The 16,680-nt window shown below is 37.9% G+C and carries 19 protein-coding genes and 1 riboswitch; of the genes, 12 read left to right on the plus strand and 7 right to left on the minus strand.

Going from position 1 to position 16,680, the window contains the following annotated elements; all coding sequences use genetic code 11:
- The first annotated feature begins 276 nt into the window (after positions 1-276).
- Positions 277-463: riboswitch (Lysine riboswitch) on the plus strand.
- A gap of 118 nt (positions 464-581) precedes the next feature.
- From AC1Q6O_RS09630 to AC1Q6O_RS09645, 4 genes are all read left to right on the plus strand, one after another.
- Positions 582-1,439 carry a transporter substrate-binding domain-containing protein gene (locus AC1Q6O_RS09630; protein ID WP_089984375.1) on the plus strand — a complete coding sequence of 286 codons (858 nt, stop codon included), beginning with the start codon at positions 582-584 and terminating at the stop codon, positions 1,437-1,439.
- 169 nt (positions 1,440-1,608) lie between these two features.
- Entirely contained in the window at positions 1,609-2,334 is a 726-nt protein-coding gene (locus AC1Q6O_RS09635; RefSeq protein WP_008181226.1) for an amino acid ABC transporter permease, read from the plus strand.
- A gap of 12 nt (positions 2,335-2,346) precedes the next feature.
- Positions 2,347-3,078 (plus strand): amino acid ABC transporter ATP-binding protein, encoded by a 732-nt coding sequence (locus tag AC1Q6O_RS09640; RefSeq protein ID WP_008181223.1) that lies wholly within the window; start codon positions 2,347-2,349, stop codon positions 3,076-3,078.
- Positions 3,079-3,349: 271 nt separating this feature from the next.
- Positions 3,350-3,547 carry a DUF6501 family protein gene (locus AC1Q6O_RS09645; protein ID WP_012294410.1) on the plus strand — a complete coding sequence of 66 codons (198 nt, stop codon included), beginning with the start codon at positions 3,350-3,352 and terminating at the stop codon, positions 3,545-3,547.
- Between the two features lie 48 nt (positions 3,548-3,595).
- On the opposite strand, the gene AC1Q6O_RS09650 is transcribed toward AC1Q6O_RS09645, so the two are convergent.
- The 4 genes from AC1Q6O_RS09650 to AC1Q6O_RS09665 all read right to left on the minus strand — a co-directional run bounded on the left by AC1Q6O_RS09650 (position 3,596) and on the right by AC1Q6O_RS09665 (position 8,040).
- On the minus strand, positions 3,596-4,666 hold the full coding sequence (locus AC1Q6O_RS09650; protein WP_008181219.1) for a toxic anion resistance protein: 1,071 nt from the start codon (positions 4,664-4,666) through the stop codon (positions 3,596-3,598).
- Positions 4,663-5,313 carry a 5-bromo-4-chloroindolyl phosphate hydrolysis family protein gene (locus AC1Q6O_RS09655; protein WP_036220465.1) on the minus strand — a complete coding sequence of 217 codons (651 nt, stop codon included), beginning with the start codon at positions 5,311-5,313 and terminating at the stop codon, positions 4,663-4,665. Before AC1Q6O_RS09655 ends, AC1Q6O_RS09650 begins: the two co-directional genes overlap by 4 nt.
- Positions 5,314-5,986: 673 nt before the next feature.
- Entirely contained in the window at positions 5,987-6,268 is a 282-nt protein-coding gene (locus AC1Q6O_RS09660) for an acylphosphatase (RefSeq protein WP_025115385.1), read from the minus strand.
- Between the two features lie 44 nt (positions 6,269-6,312).
- Positions 6,313-8,040: a methyl-accepting chemotaxis protein gene (locus tag AC1Q6O_RS09665; RefSeq protein ID WP_008181211.1), complete on the minus strand. Its 1,728-nt coding sequence runs from the start codon at positions 8,038-8,040 to the stop codon at positions 6,313-6,315.
- 87 nt (positions 8,041-8,127) lie between these two features.
- Between AC1Q6O_RS09665 and AC1Q6O_RS09670 the strand changes: the two genes are divergently transcribed.
- The 4 genes from AC1Q6O_RS09670 to AC1Q6O_RS09685 all read left to right on the plus strand — a co-directional run bounded on the left by AC1Q6O_RS09670 (position 8,128) and on the right by AC1Q6O_RS09685 (position 9,939).
- Positions 8,128-8,448 carry a DUF1033 family protein gene (locus AC1Q6O_RS09670; RefSeq protein WP_237068825.1) on the plus strand — a complete coding sequence of 107 codons (321 nt, stop codon included), beginning with the start codon at positions 8,128-8,130 and terminating at the stop codon, positions 8,446-8,448.
- 222 nt (positions 8,449-8,670) lie between these two features.
- A complete protein-coding gene (locus AC1Q6O_RS09675; protein WP_004230088.1) occupies positions 8,671-8,871 on the plus strand; it encodes a cold-shock protein in 201 nt (66 codons plus the stop codon).
- A gap of 313 nt (positions 8,872-9,184) precedes the next feature.
- Positions 9,185-9,319, plus strand: a complete 135-nt coding sequence (locus AC1Q6O_RS09680; RefSeq protein WP_008182006.1) for a hypothetical protein — start codon at positions 9,185-9,187, stop codon at positions 9,317-9,319.
- A 146-nt stretch (positions 9,320-9,465) separates the two neighbouring features.
- Positions 9,466-9,939, plus strand: coding sequence for a YkvA family protein (locus tag AC1Q6O_RS09685; protein WP_258955251.1), 474 nt, complete (start codon positions 9,466-9,468; stop codon positions 9,937-9,939).
- Positions 9,940-10,001: 62 nt separating this feature from the next.
- Here AC1Q6O_RS09685 and AC1Q6O_RS09690 read toward each other — a convergent pair whose 3' ends face one another.
- Positions 10,002-10,826: a S1C family serine protease gene (locus tag AC1Q6O_RS09690; protein ID WP_089984368.1), complete on the minus strand. Its 825-nt coding sequence runs from the start codon at positions 10,824-10,826 to the stop codon at positions 10,002-10,004.
- Positions 10,827-10,887: 61 nt separating this feature from the next.
- Entirely contained in the window at positions 10,888-11,496 is a 609-nt protein-coding gene (locus AC1Q6O_RS09695) for a hypothetical protein (RefSeq protein WP_342532923.1), read from the minus strand.
- Positions 11,497-11,665: 169 nt separating this feature from the next.
- Between AC1Q6O_RS09695 and AC1Q6O_RS09700 the strand changes: the two genes are divergently transcribed.
- The 4 genes from AC1Q6O_RS09700 (at position 11,666) to AC1Q6O_RS09715 (ending at position 14,934) form a co-directional block, all read left to right on the plus strand.
- Entirely contained in the window at positions 11,666-12,136 is a 471-nt protein-coding gene (locus tag AC1Q6O_RS09700; protein WP_089984364.1) for a DinB family protein, read from the plus strand.
- 78 nt (positions 12,137-12,214) lie between these two features.
- A complete protein-coding gene (locus AC1Q6O_RS09705) occupies positions 12,215-12,772 on the plus strand; it encodes a TetR/AcrR family transcriptional regulator (RefSeq protein WP_492401091.1) in 558 nt (185 codons plus the stop codon).
- Positions 12,773-12,792: 20 nt separating this feature from the next.
- Positions 12,793-14,028, plus strand: coding sequence for a beta-ketoacyl-ACP synthase II (fabF, locus tag AC1Q6O_RS09710; RefSeq protein WP_089984358.1), 1,236 nt, complete (start codon positions 12,793-12,795; stop codon positions 14,026-14,028).
- Positions 14,029-14,190: 162 nt separating this feature from the next.
- Positions 14,191-14,934: an amidohydrolase family protein gene (locus AC1Q6O_RS09715; RefSeq protein ID WP_239354542.1), complete on the plus strand. Its 744-nt coding sequence runs from the start codon at positions 14,191-14,193 to the stop codon at positions 14,932-14,934.
- Positions 14,935-14,983: 49 nt separating this feature from the next.
- Here the strand turns inward: AC1Q6O_RS09715 and AC1Q6O_RS09720 are convergent, their stop codons facing one another.
- Complete coding sequence (locus AC1Q6O_RS09720) at positions 14,984-16,588, minus strand: ABC-F family ATP-binding cassette domain-containing protein (RefSeq protein ID WP_008180083.1); 1,605 nt, start codon at positions 16,586-16,588, stop codon at positions 14,984-14,986.
- Positions 16,589-16,680: the final 92 nt, after the last annotated feature.

The raw sequence follows: 16,680 nt of genomic DNA on the forward strand, positions 1-16,680 counted from the left end.
ACAGGGTTTTTTTCTTGGTTTTCTGTATCACTAAAGTCTTTAGTGATTTTGAAAATACGAAACTATTTTCTTAGTATAAAAACCATTGATAGTAAAAATTTGTGGTTTTCCGGCGGATATATTGACAAAAATACATAGATTAACAATGGATAGGTCAAGCATAATACCCTAATATTGTCATTAGTCAGAAAAATGCTAAAACTCTCTTGACGTACATACTAGTTTTATAGTAGTATCTAAATATCAATTAAATAAACAAACCTCACTAACCTATAACAGTGAGGTAGAGGCGCGGTATTTATTAGTTCATTGTTGAGTACAAGCAAACAAAGACGCAATGAAGAAGGAAATATCGCCGAAGTATAAAAGGAGCTCGTACTTTTATGCTGGGTCTGCAGTGAATAAGTGCAGGACTGTCCTAGTGAATTCAATTCCAGGTTTACTAGGTTGTGCTATCTCGGAAACATGGAATTATAGTGAGGATTTGGGCAACTGTCATAAAAGGTAAGACCTAAGTTCACAAAACTTAGGTCTTTTTTCGTACAGTTGTCTTATTTTTTTACAGAAAAGGGGAGTTTTTCATGAAAAGAAAATGGCTGTTAGTAATGATCTCTATCATGACGGCAATTGTGCTAGCTGCATGTGGCACTAGCGACAAAAAAGAAGGCAGTTCAGGAGAAGCTGGCGCAGATAAGGAAGACGGCGGCGGTGAATTCCGAATTGGAATGGAGGCTGGCTACCCACCATTCAACTGGACACAGCAAAATGATGCAAATGGTGCGGTGAAAATTGCAGATAATGCAGAATATGCAGGCGGCTATGATGTACAAATGGCGAAAAAAATCGCTGAAGGCTTAGGCAAAGAATTAGTAATCGTCAAATTGGAATGGGACGGCTTAGTACCAGCGCTACAATCAAATAAAATTGATGCAATTATCGCAGGCATGTCGCCAACAGAAGAACGTAAGAAAACAATTGATTTTACAGAAAACTACTATACTTCTGATTTTGTTATGGTTATTAAAAAAGGCAGCAAATATGAAGGGGTCAAATCCATTCAAGATTTCTCTGGAGCAAAAATTACATCACAACTTAATACATCCAACTACAATGTGATAGACCAAATCAAAGATGTTAATAAACAAACAGCAATGGAAAGCTTCCCAGCTATGCGTGTAGCTTTAGAGGCAGGCAAAATTGATGGCTATGTTGCAGAACGTCCAGAAGGTATTTCCGCAGCTGCTGCCAACGATAAATTCACATACGTAGCATTTGAAGAGGGCTTCGATACAGATCTTTCAAATACGTCAATTGCTGTAGGCTTACGTAAAGAAGATGCGAATCTTGATAAAATCAATGAAATTCTAAAAGGAATTTCTGAAGATGATCGCCAAGCGATTATGGAAGAAGCTATTTCTCAGCAACCAGCAGCACAATAAAAAAATGGCACGGACTATTGACTAGTCCGTGCACTATCATTTCATCATTATTAAAATGAGAACCTCTCTACATAATGATAATGTCCTAGCGAAATAAAACATAGACTAGTAGAAAGAGCTGGGGCACGAAAAAGATAGCAAGCAACATGACATTGTTAGGAGGAACATCATGAGTCTTGAATGGATACTTTCAATTATTGAAAACAACTGGCAAATGTTTTTACGAGGTGCGTATTATACGTTACTAATTTCGACTATAAGTACAATTATTGGTGCATTTATCGGATTTTTCATCGGAATTATGCATACGATTCCAGTTCGTAAAAAAGGTGTGAAATTTTATGGCTTAAAGCTTATTAATTTTATACTCACATGCTATGTTGAATTTTTCCGTGGTACACCAATGATTGTACAGGCTATGGTTGTCTACTATGGATTAGATATTGCATTTGGCATAGACATGCACTTTATTACAGCAGGGATTTTAGTCGTTTCTCTTAATACAGGTGCCTATATGGCAGAAATTGTTCGCGGTGGTATTGTATCAATTGATAATGGTCAATATGAGGCAGCATCGGCTATCGGTATGAATCACTTCCAGATCATGCTTCACGTAGTTTTACCACAAGTAGCGCGTAACGTACTACCTGCGACAGGCAACCAATTAATTATGAATATTAAAGATACAGCCGTATTAAACGTTATTGGAGTAACAGAATTATTCTTCCAAACAAAATCAATCTCTGGTAACAACTTCCGTTATTTTGAATCATTCTTTGTAGCTTGTATTCTTTACTTCATCATGACATTTACTGCATCACGTATTCTGCTATATGTTGAAAAACGATTAGATGGACCAGATGCTTATCAAAAAGAACAAAAAGAAGCAATTTAGGGGGACGCACAAATGGCAGTCATTAAAATTGAGCATTTAAGTAAATCATTTGGACGTAACCAAGTGTTAAAGGATGTTAATTTTCAAGTGGAAAAAGGGGAAGTCGTTTGTTTAATTGGTTCCTCTGGTTCTGGTAAATCCACTTTACTTCGTTGTATTAATTTATTAGAAACACCAAGTGGTGGGCAAATTATTTATCAAGGGGAGGACATCCTAGACGAAAAACACAATATCCAAGAATATCGAACACATCTAGGCATGGTATTCCAGCAATTCAATTTATTTAACAACCACAATGTTTTAAATAATTGTACAGTGGGTCAAATAAAAGTTTTAAAACGTTCGAAAAAGGAAGCGGAGGAAACAGCGCTTAAATATTTAAAAATCGTCGGGATGGATCAATATGTGAACGCAAAGCCTCGACAGCTTTCAGGAGGGCAAAAACAACGCGTAGCCATTGCCCGAGCATTATCCATGAATCCAGAAGTGATGCTTTTTGATGAACCTACATCAGCACTAGACCCTGAGATGGTAGGGGAGGTACTCAAAGTCATGCGACAATTGGCGGATGCAGGCAATACGATGCTTATTGTGACGCATGAGATGGAATTTGCCAAAGAGGTAGCAGATCGCGTAGTCTTTATGGATAAAGGTGTTATTGTCGAAGAGGGCCCACCATCACAAGTATTAATAAACCCTCAACATGATCGAACGAAAGAGTTTTTAAAACGAACATTAAAGTAGTAGCAACAAATGAAAAAGTGAGTCCTAATAGAGGGACTCACTTACTTTCTAGAATTCCACTCTGCATAAAGGACAAAGCAGATTACAAATGCTATTGCAATAATAAAAAACCATTGCGGTACACCGCCAAAGCTCATCATAACACCTCAAATGTAAAATTATTTTGGATAGATTAGGTATTGTATTTCTTTTTTCTCCACAAAAGCCTAAAAATATTATAAAATAAGCATTAGACATTAGCTTTATGCTAGTAAAGAGAGGTAGAGAGAATATGTTACATTTAAAATGGAAAGATGCGCCAACATTACGAACAGTGACTTGCAAACATACCAATGCATCAAAATACTTAGTATCAAACGTATTAACAGTTGGAAAAGAATATGAAGTGAAAAATGAAACAGAAGAGTTCATTTTTATCATCGATAACACTGGCAACGTCGGTGGCTACTATAAAGATTATTTTGCCTAAAAAAAGACAGGGTGGTTCAGATCATTTACTGAGCCACCCTTTTTTTCATTAGTCTCTCTGATAGCCTCTTATATCTGTCGCATCTTGCAACTGTTGTTTTTCTTGTTCAGTCGCCGTATGTAGGGCGAAGACATCTTTTATAGCTGTTTGTAGCTCATGCTGTGTTTCCTTGAATTTCGATACTTGCTGTTCAAATGATGGCCTTGCAAAACGATCCTGTGTCTGTGTTAATCGTTCCTCAAGCTGTGCATAGTGATGATCCATATGCATGGAAAGCATCATCGCCAATTGATTTTTCCATAAAGGAATTAGTGTGACAATGGAAAATTCAATTTTTTCAGCTAATGTTTGGTTCGCTTGCTGTATCATACGAATTTGTGGTGCCGTTTGAAGGGCTACTTGTTGAGAAACCTGTAAATCATAAATGCGTTGATCCAACCTCTCAATTTGCGCAGCGAAATCATTTAGCTGTTGTATAGCAAGTGGCTGTTTATTTGCTTGGACACTTGTTATTTTTGTAGGAAGCTCAACTTCAATGGCTTGCTGTTTTTTCATTTGACCAGCTGCAATGGCAGTAGCTAGTTCCTCGAAAAATCCTCGATTATGTGTATAAAGCGCTTCTAAATTTTCTACATCTCGAATTAGTTGGAGCTGAGCACGTTCCAATTGGACCCCAATACGTTCCACCTGAATACTAATACGCTCAAATTCTGTTAGCGTTTGTTTCACAGTAGGCTCTGTTTTACTACCAAATATCTTATTGAAAAAGGTTTGCTTTTTCGGCTCTAAAGCTGTCGGGTCTACACGATCTAAAGTATGCATTAAGGAATCGAGCATTTGGCCGATTTTTGTCACGTCTTTTTGCTTTACCTGCGCTAACATCCGATCTGCAAACTGGGATAGGGAACGCTGTGAATCTTGCCCTAAGGACAGCAAAGATTCAAAATCAGTTAAATCAAGTTGGCTAGCATATAGTAAGGCTCGACTTTGCGCAAGAGGCGATAGCGTTTCGTACGTCGCCATCGCCTCAGTTTGTGGAGTTGTTTCTAAATAAGATTGTACTAATGGAGAAAGACCGGGAATGGTATTTAATTGGAAAGCATGTTCATTTGCCGTCATTTATCATCGCCTCGCCAGTCCAATTGTTCTCTACGTCTAAGATTAGAACGATTTGCGAATTCAATCTCCATTTGTAGGTGGTCAATATCATTAGCTAGCGCATCCTTTAAATCAATTTGAATCGTATCATTTAAATCGGTAAGTGTTTCACGCGTTTTTGATAACGTCAATTGAATTTCTTTATCCTTCACGGGCTGCCTAGAAAGCATTGTATACTTATCCGTTAATTCCACTGCTGAAGGTAAATGCGCATAGAAAAAGGGTTCAACATTATAAAACTTACGTGGATCCGTCTTTACAACTTTGACGATATTTTTTGAAATGCGCGTCATCTCAAGTAGTTGTTTAAAAGCCGATACAGAACGTACACGTAAATAGTTTTGACTTAATGTTTGAATTTGCTTATTAGCGGTTGATAATTGTGTTTCAATGTGTTTGAATTCTTCTTTTGTGATACCTGCTATTTGCATGACTTTCTTTTTTTGTCTATGTTTCAGCAACGCTGTACTCGTCGCATATGAACCAGCAAACAGTAAACCACCAAGGAAGAATCCAGGATTTGCTGCAATTGCTGCGATAGAAACAGTTGTTAACGAAATAACGAAGCTAGCAGTATGTCTAGAAAAAAACTGTCCAACACTAAGCATTGTTTCTTCCTCCTTGCATTTCAATATGTCTATCTTCTTATACGAAATAATCGACATAAAGTTTCAATGAAAAATGAAACCTTACATAAATTTTACTGCGAAACGCAAATTTTCTCAATGATATTACCTAGAATACCTAGCAATAAGTCGTTCATTATTTATGTCCACTTATTTTTAAGAGATTTGTGAACATTATAGCGTATAGATTCAAATTACTCATGCTTAGGTTTATGTGCTGTTTGATTTGAAAATAAACGTGGATGGCTTGTTTTTTGAAAAAACTTTATGTACGGATGTACGGATATTTTTTTTTCTGTGCTGATTGCGGAAAAATGTTTAATAATACAAAATAAGATAATTACTGTATAATAAAGTCAGCTTATTAGAAATTAGTAACTTGTAAAAAAGAAAGTGGTGGAATGATGAAGAATAATAAAGGAATAATTATTGCTAGCATCATACTTTTATACTGTGTGCTTGACGTTATCTATACATGTGTATTATATGGAAAAATCAATTGGTCTATATTATTTTTAGCAACATGTATGATTGGTTTAATAGAAGTCGCAATAGCCAATAATAAATTACTTAAACAGAACATAAATCATTAACCAGTAAGGCATCTTGTAGTGTCTTACTATGGCCTTACTACTTTGTAAAAAGAAGAGCCAGACTAAACAATGTCTGACTCCATTCGTACATATCCTTTTAAATCATCATACAGCTCTAAAGAAAATGAGTTGGAATCGGCTTGGGGACTTACACCTTTTTGGACAAAAAGAAGGAATTCATTCAGCGCTTTTTCAGCTCCTTCGACTTCAACCTCAATTTGCTCAGCAGCATTCAATCTGCAATACCCTTTTAGCCCTAATTCAATGGCCTTTTGTTTAATAAAGAATCGGTAGCCTGTCCCGTAGACGTCACCAAAAAATTTAATACTTGCTCGTTTGTTCAAGGAAATACCTCCTACCATTAGAGAGAGGGGACGAGCCGCTCTCTTTATTGCATAACTCTTTCTTTTTCTAAATAGGCGATTAAGTTATTAATATTATAAAGAACTTGAGTAGACGCTTCATCTACTTCTTTTAGATGGCTATCTGCTTGTGCGATATTGCCAGCTTTAAAGGCAGCCGCCGCGCGCTTCGCGGATTCGTGAACAAGTAAATGATAATTGTCTAAATCATGATAATCCTGTAAATGGCCGAAGCGTTCCACCGTGCGAGAAGCTGTGTACCATTTGCCAAGTCGACATTCTCTATGGGAAGAGACATCGTTTGGCTCAACATGTTCTAGGCCAAGGAACATATTATAAATGCGCCACTTCCATAAAATATGATCAGCTTTAGATAGCTGTAATAGGGCAATGGATGAAAGCTGGACATTATTATTGGCAATAATATCATTTCGGAAACGATTGATTTCTTTCCCTAAAAGGTGAATATCACTTGATGTATTATGACTATAGTCTCGAATATCTTCCTGCAAGTTGGAAATTTCAATCATTCTAGAGGAGACTTCATCGATAGCCGCTGCCTGTTGCTGGGAAATCGCTGCCGTATTGGTCACATCCAAGTTAATACCTTCAATCGCATGAACAATAGCATTCAATAATGGTAACGATTCTTTCGCCTCAACGGTTGCTTCTTTTATGATGGCTGTTGTTTCTGTTATCGAGTCGGAAACGTCATTGGAATAGCTCTTTAAATGGTGAACATTTGTAGAGACTTCGCTTAAAGCTGAGACCGTGCTTTCCGCAAGTTTTCGTACTTCCTGTGCTACGACCGCAAAGCCTTTACCATGTTCACCCGCGCGTGCAGCTTCAATGGAGGCATTTAGTGCTAGTAAATTAGTTTGGTCCGCAATTTGGTTGATCAATGTCACAACTTGTTCAATATCATTTACCCGTTTTTGCAGTTCTGTAAAAGATTCTACAATCGAAGTAAACGTTTCTTCCGTTTTGAAAATTTCAGATAATGCATGCTCAATTGCATTTTTACCCTGTGTCGCATGGTCAACAGATTCAGTTGTTTTTTCTGATATATGAGAGGACATACGGGCTACTTCATTTATAGAAGCGGCTATTTCTTCAGTCGCAGCTGTAGAGGACTGGATTTCCTCATTTTGCTTGTCTAAACTAAATACTAAATCTTTCATATACATGATTTTGGCATTGACATCCATCAAGGATGATACTTCACCAACAACATTCTCAATGATGCGCTCCGTCAAAACTTCTACCAATAGCTCCTGATCGACATTGACAGCAGATTGGAATGATTTCATAAATTGGAAGGCTTTATTAGGCTTCATCCCAAAGTTATGTAAAATATAAGTAGTAATATAGAAGGCAAATTGATTGAAAACGACAATTAATTTACCAGGCTCATATTGATGCTTGCGAAATAAATTGAAAAATTTGACGGTTTCATCCACATACTCGTCATCACGTGTTGCTAGGAAAAATTGAGTTAAATATTGATTAATATTTTCTTCACTAATGGTTAATTGAGAGGTAGGGGATATCTCACTTAAATAATGGTGAAAAATGGCATTCATAGAAGGGGTAATATCTTTTAGCTTTTCATAGAGCGTCTTTAAATGCTCTTCATCTTGCGAATTGAAATGGTTAAATGCCAATGTTTGATGGAATCGGCCTGTTGCACGTAAATCAGTCCCACGCTTTAGTAGTTCTTCTAGCTCAGCTTTAGGTCGAATGCTTGAAAACATATAAAAACCTCCAAAAATTATGTATAATAAGGTAATAATAGCATAATTCAGGTTGTTTTAATAGACATTTCAGGTGTGTTTGCTAAAATGAAAATATCTTATGACAGCAAGGAATGGGCAAATATGTATACAATTATTTACATGAAAGCGGACTATGAGCCTTGGTGGAAATTTGAGGGCTGGGAAGCTTTTATTCAAACACACGATACATTTGAAGCAAAGGAGCAGTTTGAGCTGGCTTTACAGCATAAACTAGCACTCTTTCGCTCAACATATGATAATGAAGCAGTAAAAGAAGGGCAATATTGGGCCTTTTGGTCAGAGGATGAAAGTTTCTTCTGTGAGGCATGTGATGATGACGCACAAGTATATCATGGAATTATTGCATGTAAAATGGAAGAAAAGTAAAATATTTTTGAAATAAAGTAAAAAAACAATTTTCTTTATTTGACAAAATTATGAATGCTGGTTATACTTAGGTTAACAATTTAATTGCTTCACCGGAAACATGAATTCACATATTACAAAAAGTGATCGCGTTAGTACGGTACTCTTTGTAATATGTGAATTTTTTTCAATCGCTGAAGAAATTACATATTGTTCACTTTTATTTTTTGGAGGTTTTCTTAAATGAAACAAGGTACAGTAAAATGGTTTAACTCAGAAAAAGGTTTTGGATTCATCGAAGTTGAAGGTGAAAACGACGTATTCGTACACTTCTCAGCTATCCAAGGCGAAGGTTTCAAAACACTTGACGAAGGTCAAAAAGTGGAATTCGAAGTTGTAGATGGCAACCGCGGACCACAAGCTGCTAACGTAACTAAACTTTAATTCTCAGAAATTAAAATTACTTTCGTTAAACCCAGGCATCCTATGCAAATAGGATGTCTTTTTTTATATCATCGCAATGTTCAATGATTATAAATCTTAAAATTGGATAAATATAAAGTAGTGCTGTTGGCAAAGTTAATAGCGCGGTGGAAGTGCTGGATAGAAGCGCAAGAGCGATGGATAACTAGCAAAGAGACAGATAGTGCGGCGAGAGTGACGGATAGCTCGCAAAAGTGGTAGATATCGAGCAAAGAGACGGATAGCGCAGTGAAAGAGACGGATAGAAGCGCAAGAGTGACGGATATCGAGCAAAGTGGCGTATAGCGCGGTGAAAGAAACGGATAGAACTAGCAAAGTGATGGATAGCGCGGCGAGAGAGACGGATAGAACCAGCAAAGAGACGGATAGACCCGAAAAAGAGCCGGATAGCCCGCAAAGTGCTGAATAGCGCACTAAGATTCGTATAGGATTTGAAGAGTGGCGAATAGACCGCAAAATGTGCTAAAAAGCACCTCAAAAGGTAACTAATTAGCGCCACAAAATAGCACACAAAGGTACTTACTATTGGAGGTTGATTTATTGATGGAAGATTTAATGAAATTACCGAATGATCAGGAACAGCAGGATTTTTATCAGAAGTTACGTACAAAATTAGTTGGTTTTCTTGGGTCGAAGAAGGGCAAGAATAGTAAATTTACACCGTATTTAATGTTTGTGCCTGATTTATTTCATCTATTGGTTAAAACCTTAACAGATGCAGGGGTGGATAAGAAAAGTCGGGCGTTGATCGGTGCGTCGATTGCGTATTTTGTGTTTCCGTTGGATCTGATGCCTGAGGGAATATTAGGGTTTGGGGGTTATTTGGATGATATCGTGTTGGCGACGTTTGTGGTGAATACGATTATTAATAAATTAGGGCCGGAAGTATTGGAAAAGCATTGGACAGGGGATGATAATCTTTTGCATGCTCTCCAAAAAGTTGCTGAGGTTAGTGATGAGGTCGTTAGTAAAATACCTGTGAAATCGGCCATTGCTCAGTTTGTGAAACAGGAAAGTAAAGATAAATAATATTATTATGTAAACCCAGAATAACTTCAACACCAACAAAAATGAACCTGCACTTTACAGGTTCATTTTTTGTTGGATTGTTCTAAAATATGGTGGAGTTGTTGGACTGGGACAAATAGGCCAACTCGTCCTATAGGTTCATATTTCATCGTGGCAAAGATAATCCCGATGACTTCACCCTGTTGATCAATGACGGGACTGCCACTATTGCCACGGTAAACCGGGGCTTTCAGCATTATTACTGGTACTTGCCAATCGTCTAATTGAATGGATTCCAGCAAAGTTCCCTCATTAGCTATTCCAGTAAAGGAAAGGGGGTTACCGATAAAATAGATATGCTCATTTTCAGGGAAGGTTGGATCAGCTGCTAGTGGAAGATAGGGAAGCTGATCTGCTTGAACTTGCAATAAGGCTAAATCAATATCCGGATAGCTCTCAATTAGTGTTGCTTCCATTACTCCCTCATCAGGAAATACAACGGATAATGTCGGTGCTTGCTCTACTACATGGGCATTGGTGACAATGAGACCGTCTGGTGAGATGGCGAAACCCGTGCCTTTGCTGGAACCTGTCGAAATTTCCACGATAGCTTTTTTATAAGTTTGTATATCCTCTTGTGCTGATAGCTTGGTTGATACTTTGATAAATTCGATAGCCGGAATAGAATAAATTTGAAAAATAAGCGCGAATGTATTGAAAAACAGTACGAATGCCATACTCCATACAATCCAGCGTACGAATGGCTTGGGCTTTTTTGTTTTTTTGCCATAAAGACGTTCTTCTTGCTCTTGAGCTAATGCTTTTTGTTGCTCTGTTAACACAAGCTCGATAAATTCTTCTTCTGTTAATTCTTCCTGCTCGTTAGCAGACTTATGTAGGTCACTCATAGGATGATGCCTCCTTTTGCTACATAATAGGCGCCCAAGCAGGACGCCTATCATCATCATACTATTCTATTTTTTGTAAGGTGGAAGTCACGACAAATGGCTGCTCTTGATCAGACTCCATCGTATCTTCGATTTTGATGAGGCCAACCCCTTGTGCAAAATACTTGGTCGTTATGAATTGATCTTCAGTGCGTGTAAGTTGGATGACATTTGTATAGACTTTTGTTCCTGTATCGACTTGAGCAGTTGTTGATTGAATGGTCCAGCCTTGAAAGCTTGTTCCTACTTGTATCGGTTGCTGTAGTATCGTTTCTAGCACAGGGTAAGCTGCAACCTCAGTTGTACTAGGCAATCTTGGGTTACTGTCTACAGGTTCACGATAGACTAGCTCAATCTTTGAATCTGTCATGCGATAAATTTTTAATAGAGTCACACCACCATTATCTTCCACTTGAGCAATATGTTGCGTATCGATATAGGTAGTTTGTAGAGTAAAGCTGGCAAATTCATTCCCCTCTCCTTGAAAATATGCGACAGAGCCATCAGGTGGGAAATAGGTGAGTAGTGACACTTGATCTTGAACAGCTGGGTGCACAGGTTCTTTTTTCATTTCTTCATGGCACCCTGCCAATAACAATGCAAGAGCAAGTACGAAAATAGAATGTTTCATTGGCACACTCCTTCGCTACTTTATATTAATTATACGTGAATGTAGCGCATTATACGAATCATAGCTAGTATACCAGTAATAATATTATGTAAACTAAAAGCTAGAAACTTGTAACTATGAAAAAAATTAACTAAGATAGAATTGTAGTTAAAAAATGGGGGGCATGGTTATGTATAGACAAGCGGATGATTTTTTACAGGAATGGACGATGGCTGCAGAGGGAACACTGAAAGTATTACAGGCAGTAACTGACGATAAGTTGGATCAAAGTATCGTAGAGGGACATAGTACACTTGGCTGGCTTGGTTGGCATTTAGTTGGAGCGGCTGGATATTTTAGTTATTTAGCAGGCTTAAAGGTTCCGATGATTCGTCAAGAAGACCCTGTACCAACGACAGCTGTAGAAATTGTACAAGCATATGAGAAAGTTGTAAATGGTATAAAAGAGGAAGCAGCAAAGCTTTCAAATGAAGATTTACTAGAAGTGGTAAATGGCTTTACAGGGCCAATACCAAAGGGCGCTTTATTACGTGCATTAATTGATCATCAAACGCATCATCGCGGTCAAATGACAGTTCTACTTCGTCAAGCTGGTTTACCAGTACCGGGTGTTATGGGACCAACACAAGAAATGAAATAGACTATAATTTCAGCAGATAAATAACTATCTGCTGTATTTTTATTTGACACTTACCTACTAGTAAGTTAGTATATAGCCATGACAAATAGAAAATCACAAATCATTGAATTAACATTGAAGAATATTCAAGAAAAAGGTTTCACATCATTTAGTTATGACCATTTAGCGAAAGAGCTTGGTGTAACAAAAGCGAGCATTCATTATCATTTTGAAAAGAAGGAAGACTTAGGGGTCGCAGTTTGCGAAAGAATTCAAAAAGGATTAGGGGAGGCTTATACAGTAATTAAGGAATCTACAGTAGCAGCTGAGGAAAAACCTTTCGCCTTTATTTTGCGACGGATTAAATTTCTAGAACAAGATGGTGTTTGCCCGATCACTGCGTTACAGGCGGATTATCAAGAATTGTCACCTTCGATGCAAGAAAAAGTTCAACAGCTTAGCCAAATGGAAGTCGATGTTTTAGTGGATTTACTACAAGATGCTAAGAACTATGGTTCACTTCAGTCGACAATGGATTTAGAGGCATTAGCCATCCTTCTTATTTCGAGTACGAAGGGTGCTTTGCAATACAAACGGGTTTTAGGGGAAGATTTCTTTCACAAAATGCTGGAGCAATTAAAGAATCTGTTAAAGTAAACGAAAAAGGAGAGGAATATATGGTACGTAGAGTAGTTGTCACAGGATATGGTGTTATCTCACCACTAGGTCAAACAGTATCAGCCTTGTGGGAGAACATTAAAGAAGGTAAATCAGGTATTACAAAGTTAGAAGCGGAGGAATTCAGCGGCATTCATACACAAATTGCTGGTTCTATTGCTGACTTTGATGCTACTCAATATATGGATAAAAAGGAATTAAGTAAATATGATCTTTTTGTTCAATATGCACTGGCTGCATCTCAGCAGGCTTTGGAGCAAGCAAACATAAATATGGAGCAAGTTGATAAGGAACGACTAGGTGTTTATATTGGCTCAGGTATTGGGGGAATTGAGACGATTTTAGCGAATCATCAAGCCATGCTCGATAATGGACCAAGGAAGGTGTCACCGTTTATGGTGCCGATGATGATTAGCAATATGGCCGCAGGGATTATCGCGATTAAAACAGGCTTTAAAGGGCCAAGCTTCTCACCAGTTTCCGCTTGTGCAACGGGTAACCAAGCAATTGGTGAAGCGTTTTTAAATATACGCCATGGCTATGCAGATGGAATTTTAGCTGGTGGGGCTGAGGCACCGATAAATCCGCTGAGCTTTGCTGGATTTTCCCGTATGAAGGCGATGTCTACTAGGAACGATGTGCCAGAACAAGCTAGCCGACCATTCGATAGCCATCGTGACGGCTTCGTAATGTCAGAGGGAGCAGGGGTTGTGTTCCTAGAGGAATATGAACATGCTAAGCAAAGGGGCGCTACGATTCTTGGAGAAATCGTAGGCTATGGGGTGACGACTGATGCTTTCCATATTACAGCGCCTGATTTTACTGGGGCAGCTAATGCGATGAAACTAGCCTTAAACATGGGGGACATTGATGTGACGGCTGTCGATTATATCAATGCGCATGGTACTAGTACACCAGAGGGAGACAAATCCGAAACAAAGGCTATTAAAAGTGTATTTGGTGAGCATGCCTATCAATTAAAAGTGAGCTCCACGAAGTCGATGACAGGCCATCTTTTTGGTGCAGCTGGCGGAATCGAGGCCATCATTACTTTAAAAAGTATTATGGAAGGTATCATTCCACCAACGATCAATTACGAAACGCCAGATCCAGAGTGTGATTTGAATTATGTTCCAAACGAGGCGCTTCATCAAACCGTCAACATTGCTTTGTCTAACGGTTTTGGCTTTGGCGGTCATAATGCTGTGTTGGCTTTTAAAAAGTTTGAGGAATAATAGTACACAATGGTATGAAATGAATGTTTCATACCATTTTTTATTGTCTTTATTAAATGACCTATACATCTATGATAAGTTCTACTTATGAGATTACGCTGATAATCAATATTTTCGCTTATGTACTTTCTATGATATGTTAAAAAGAAGGGAGGATGGATAATGAGGATTTTTGATGCACATTTTCATATTATTGATTTTGATTTTCCGGTTATAGAAAATCAAGGATACACACCACCGAGCTATATAGTAGAGGACTATCAAAAGGAAACAGCTCTTTTCAATATAGAGGGGGGCGCCATTGTTTCCGGTTCCTTTCAAGGATTTGATCAAAATTATTTACTGAAGGCTTTGAAACAACTAGGTCCCTCTTTTTGTGGGGTGACGCAATTACCGTATACAGTGACAGATGATGAAATCCTTCATTTACATAAAAATGGAGTAAGGGCCTTGCGCTTCAATATTCAACGAGGTGGTTCAGAGGATTTGTCTAAACTCGATAGCTTTGCAAGAAGAGTGTATGAGCTGGCGGGGTGGCATAGTGAACTTTATTTAGATGCCAAATATTTACCAGAGATTGCTTCCACGATGGAAGCATTACCAGCCATTTCAATTGACCATCTAGGCTTATCGGAGGAAGGATTACCACATTTGCTAAAGCTTGTAGAAAAGGGTGTACGTGTGAAAGCGACTGGTTTTGGTCGGGTAGAATTGAATGTGAAAAATGCTTTGCAAACCATCTATAGCATTCATCCAGATGCATTAATGTTTGGAACAGATTTGCCATCGACACGAGCAAATCGACCTTTTGAATTTGAGGATGTTGAATTGATTCAAGAGCTTTTTGATGAACAGGCTGCGGATAAAATTCTCTATCAAAATGCTAGGAAATGGTATGACAAGTAAATGCAAAAAATCCTCTACGCAAACATTCGGTAGAGGATTTTTATTGAAATTAGTTTAAACCTTCGCGATCTTTCCACTCTAAGAATTCATCATATGTTAATTGCTTATCTAAAATTGAACCGTCTTCACGGATTTCAATCACACGGTTAGCAATTGTTTGAATGAACTGATGGTCATGAGATGTGAAAATCATAGCCCCTTTGAAACGAATTAAGCCTTCGTTCAATGCTTGAATAGATTCAAGGTCAAGGTGGTTTGTTGGTTCATCTAGTAAAATTACGTTCGCTGTTGCAAGCATCATTTTTGATAACATACAACGAACTTTTTCGCCTCCTGATAAAACAGAAGGTGATTTTTTCACTTCTTCACCAGAGAACAGCATGCGTCCTAGGAAACCACGTAGGAAGCTTTCTGTTTCATCATCAGGAGAATATTGACGTAACCATTCTACTAATGACTTTTCTGTTCCTTCGAAGTACTTGTCATGATCGTTTTCGAAGTAGCTTTGAGAAGTAGTTACACCCCATTTAAATGTACCAGCATCTGCTTCTTTATCTTCCATTAAGATATCAAGAAGCGCCGTTTTAGCAAGTGGGCTACCAAGTAAAACGATTTTATCATCTTTGTTCATCGAGAAACGAATATCTTTGAATAGTGATTCGCCTTCATGATTTGCAGTTAGACCTTCAACTGTTAATACATCATTCCCGATATCACGACCAATTTGGAAGTTGATGAATGGATATTTACGGCTTGATGGTTTAATGTCATCTAACTCGATTTTATCCAGCATTTTTTTACGAGATGTCGCTTGCTTCGATTTAGAAGCATTCGCAGAGAATCGTGCGATAAACGCTTGTAATTCTTTGATTTTTTCTTCTTTTTTAGAATTTTGGTCTTGAGCCATTTTTTGAGCTAATTGAGAAGATTCATACCAGAAATCATAGTTACCCACATATAATTGGATTTTAGAGAAGTCCAAATCAGCAATATGTGTACATACTTTGTTTAAGAAGTGACGGTCATGGGATACAACAATGACTGTGTTTTCAAAGTTAATTAAGAACTCTTCTAACCATTGGATAGCTTTTAAGTCAAGGTGGTTGGTAGGCTCATCGAGTAACAGTACATCAGGCTGACCAAATAGGGCCTGCGAAAGTAATACTTTTACTTTATCTGAACCTTCAAGATCACCCATTAGCATGTAGTGAAGGTCATCTGAGATACCTAAACCGTTTAATAATGTCGCTGCTTCTGACTCAGCTTCCCAACCGTTTAGCTCTGCAAATTCACCTTCTAGCTCAGCGGCACGCATACCATCCTCATCTGAGAAATCTTCCTTTGCATAGATAGCATCTTTTTCTGTTTTTACGTCATAGAGGCGTTTATTCCCCATAATTACAGTGTCAAGCACTGTATAATCATCGTATTCAAAATGGTTTTGTTTAAGGACGGATAAACGTTCGTCCTTGCCCATTGATACGTTACCTTCTTGTGCTTCAATTTCACCAGAAAGAATTTTTAAGAATGTTGATTTACCAGCACCGTTTGCGCCAATTAAACCATAGCAGTTACCTGGTGTGAATTTTATATTTACGTCTTCAAATAGTTTACGATCGCCATAGCGAAGACCTACATTACTAACTTGAATCATGCAAGTTCCTCCTTTTTTCACAATGGCACTAGTATATCATGAAATATGTTCCATAGTCTATAAACATTATGACAGCAAGGTTTATTGGCAAT

Source organism: Lysinibacillus sp. GW823-FHT06C08, assembly GCF_058795135.1.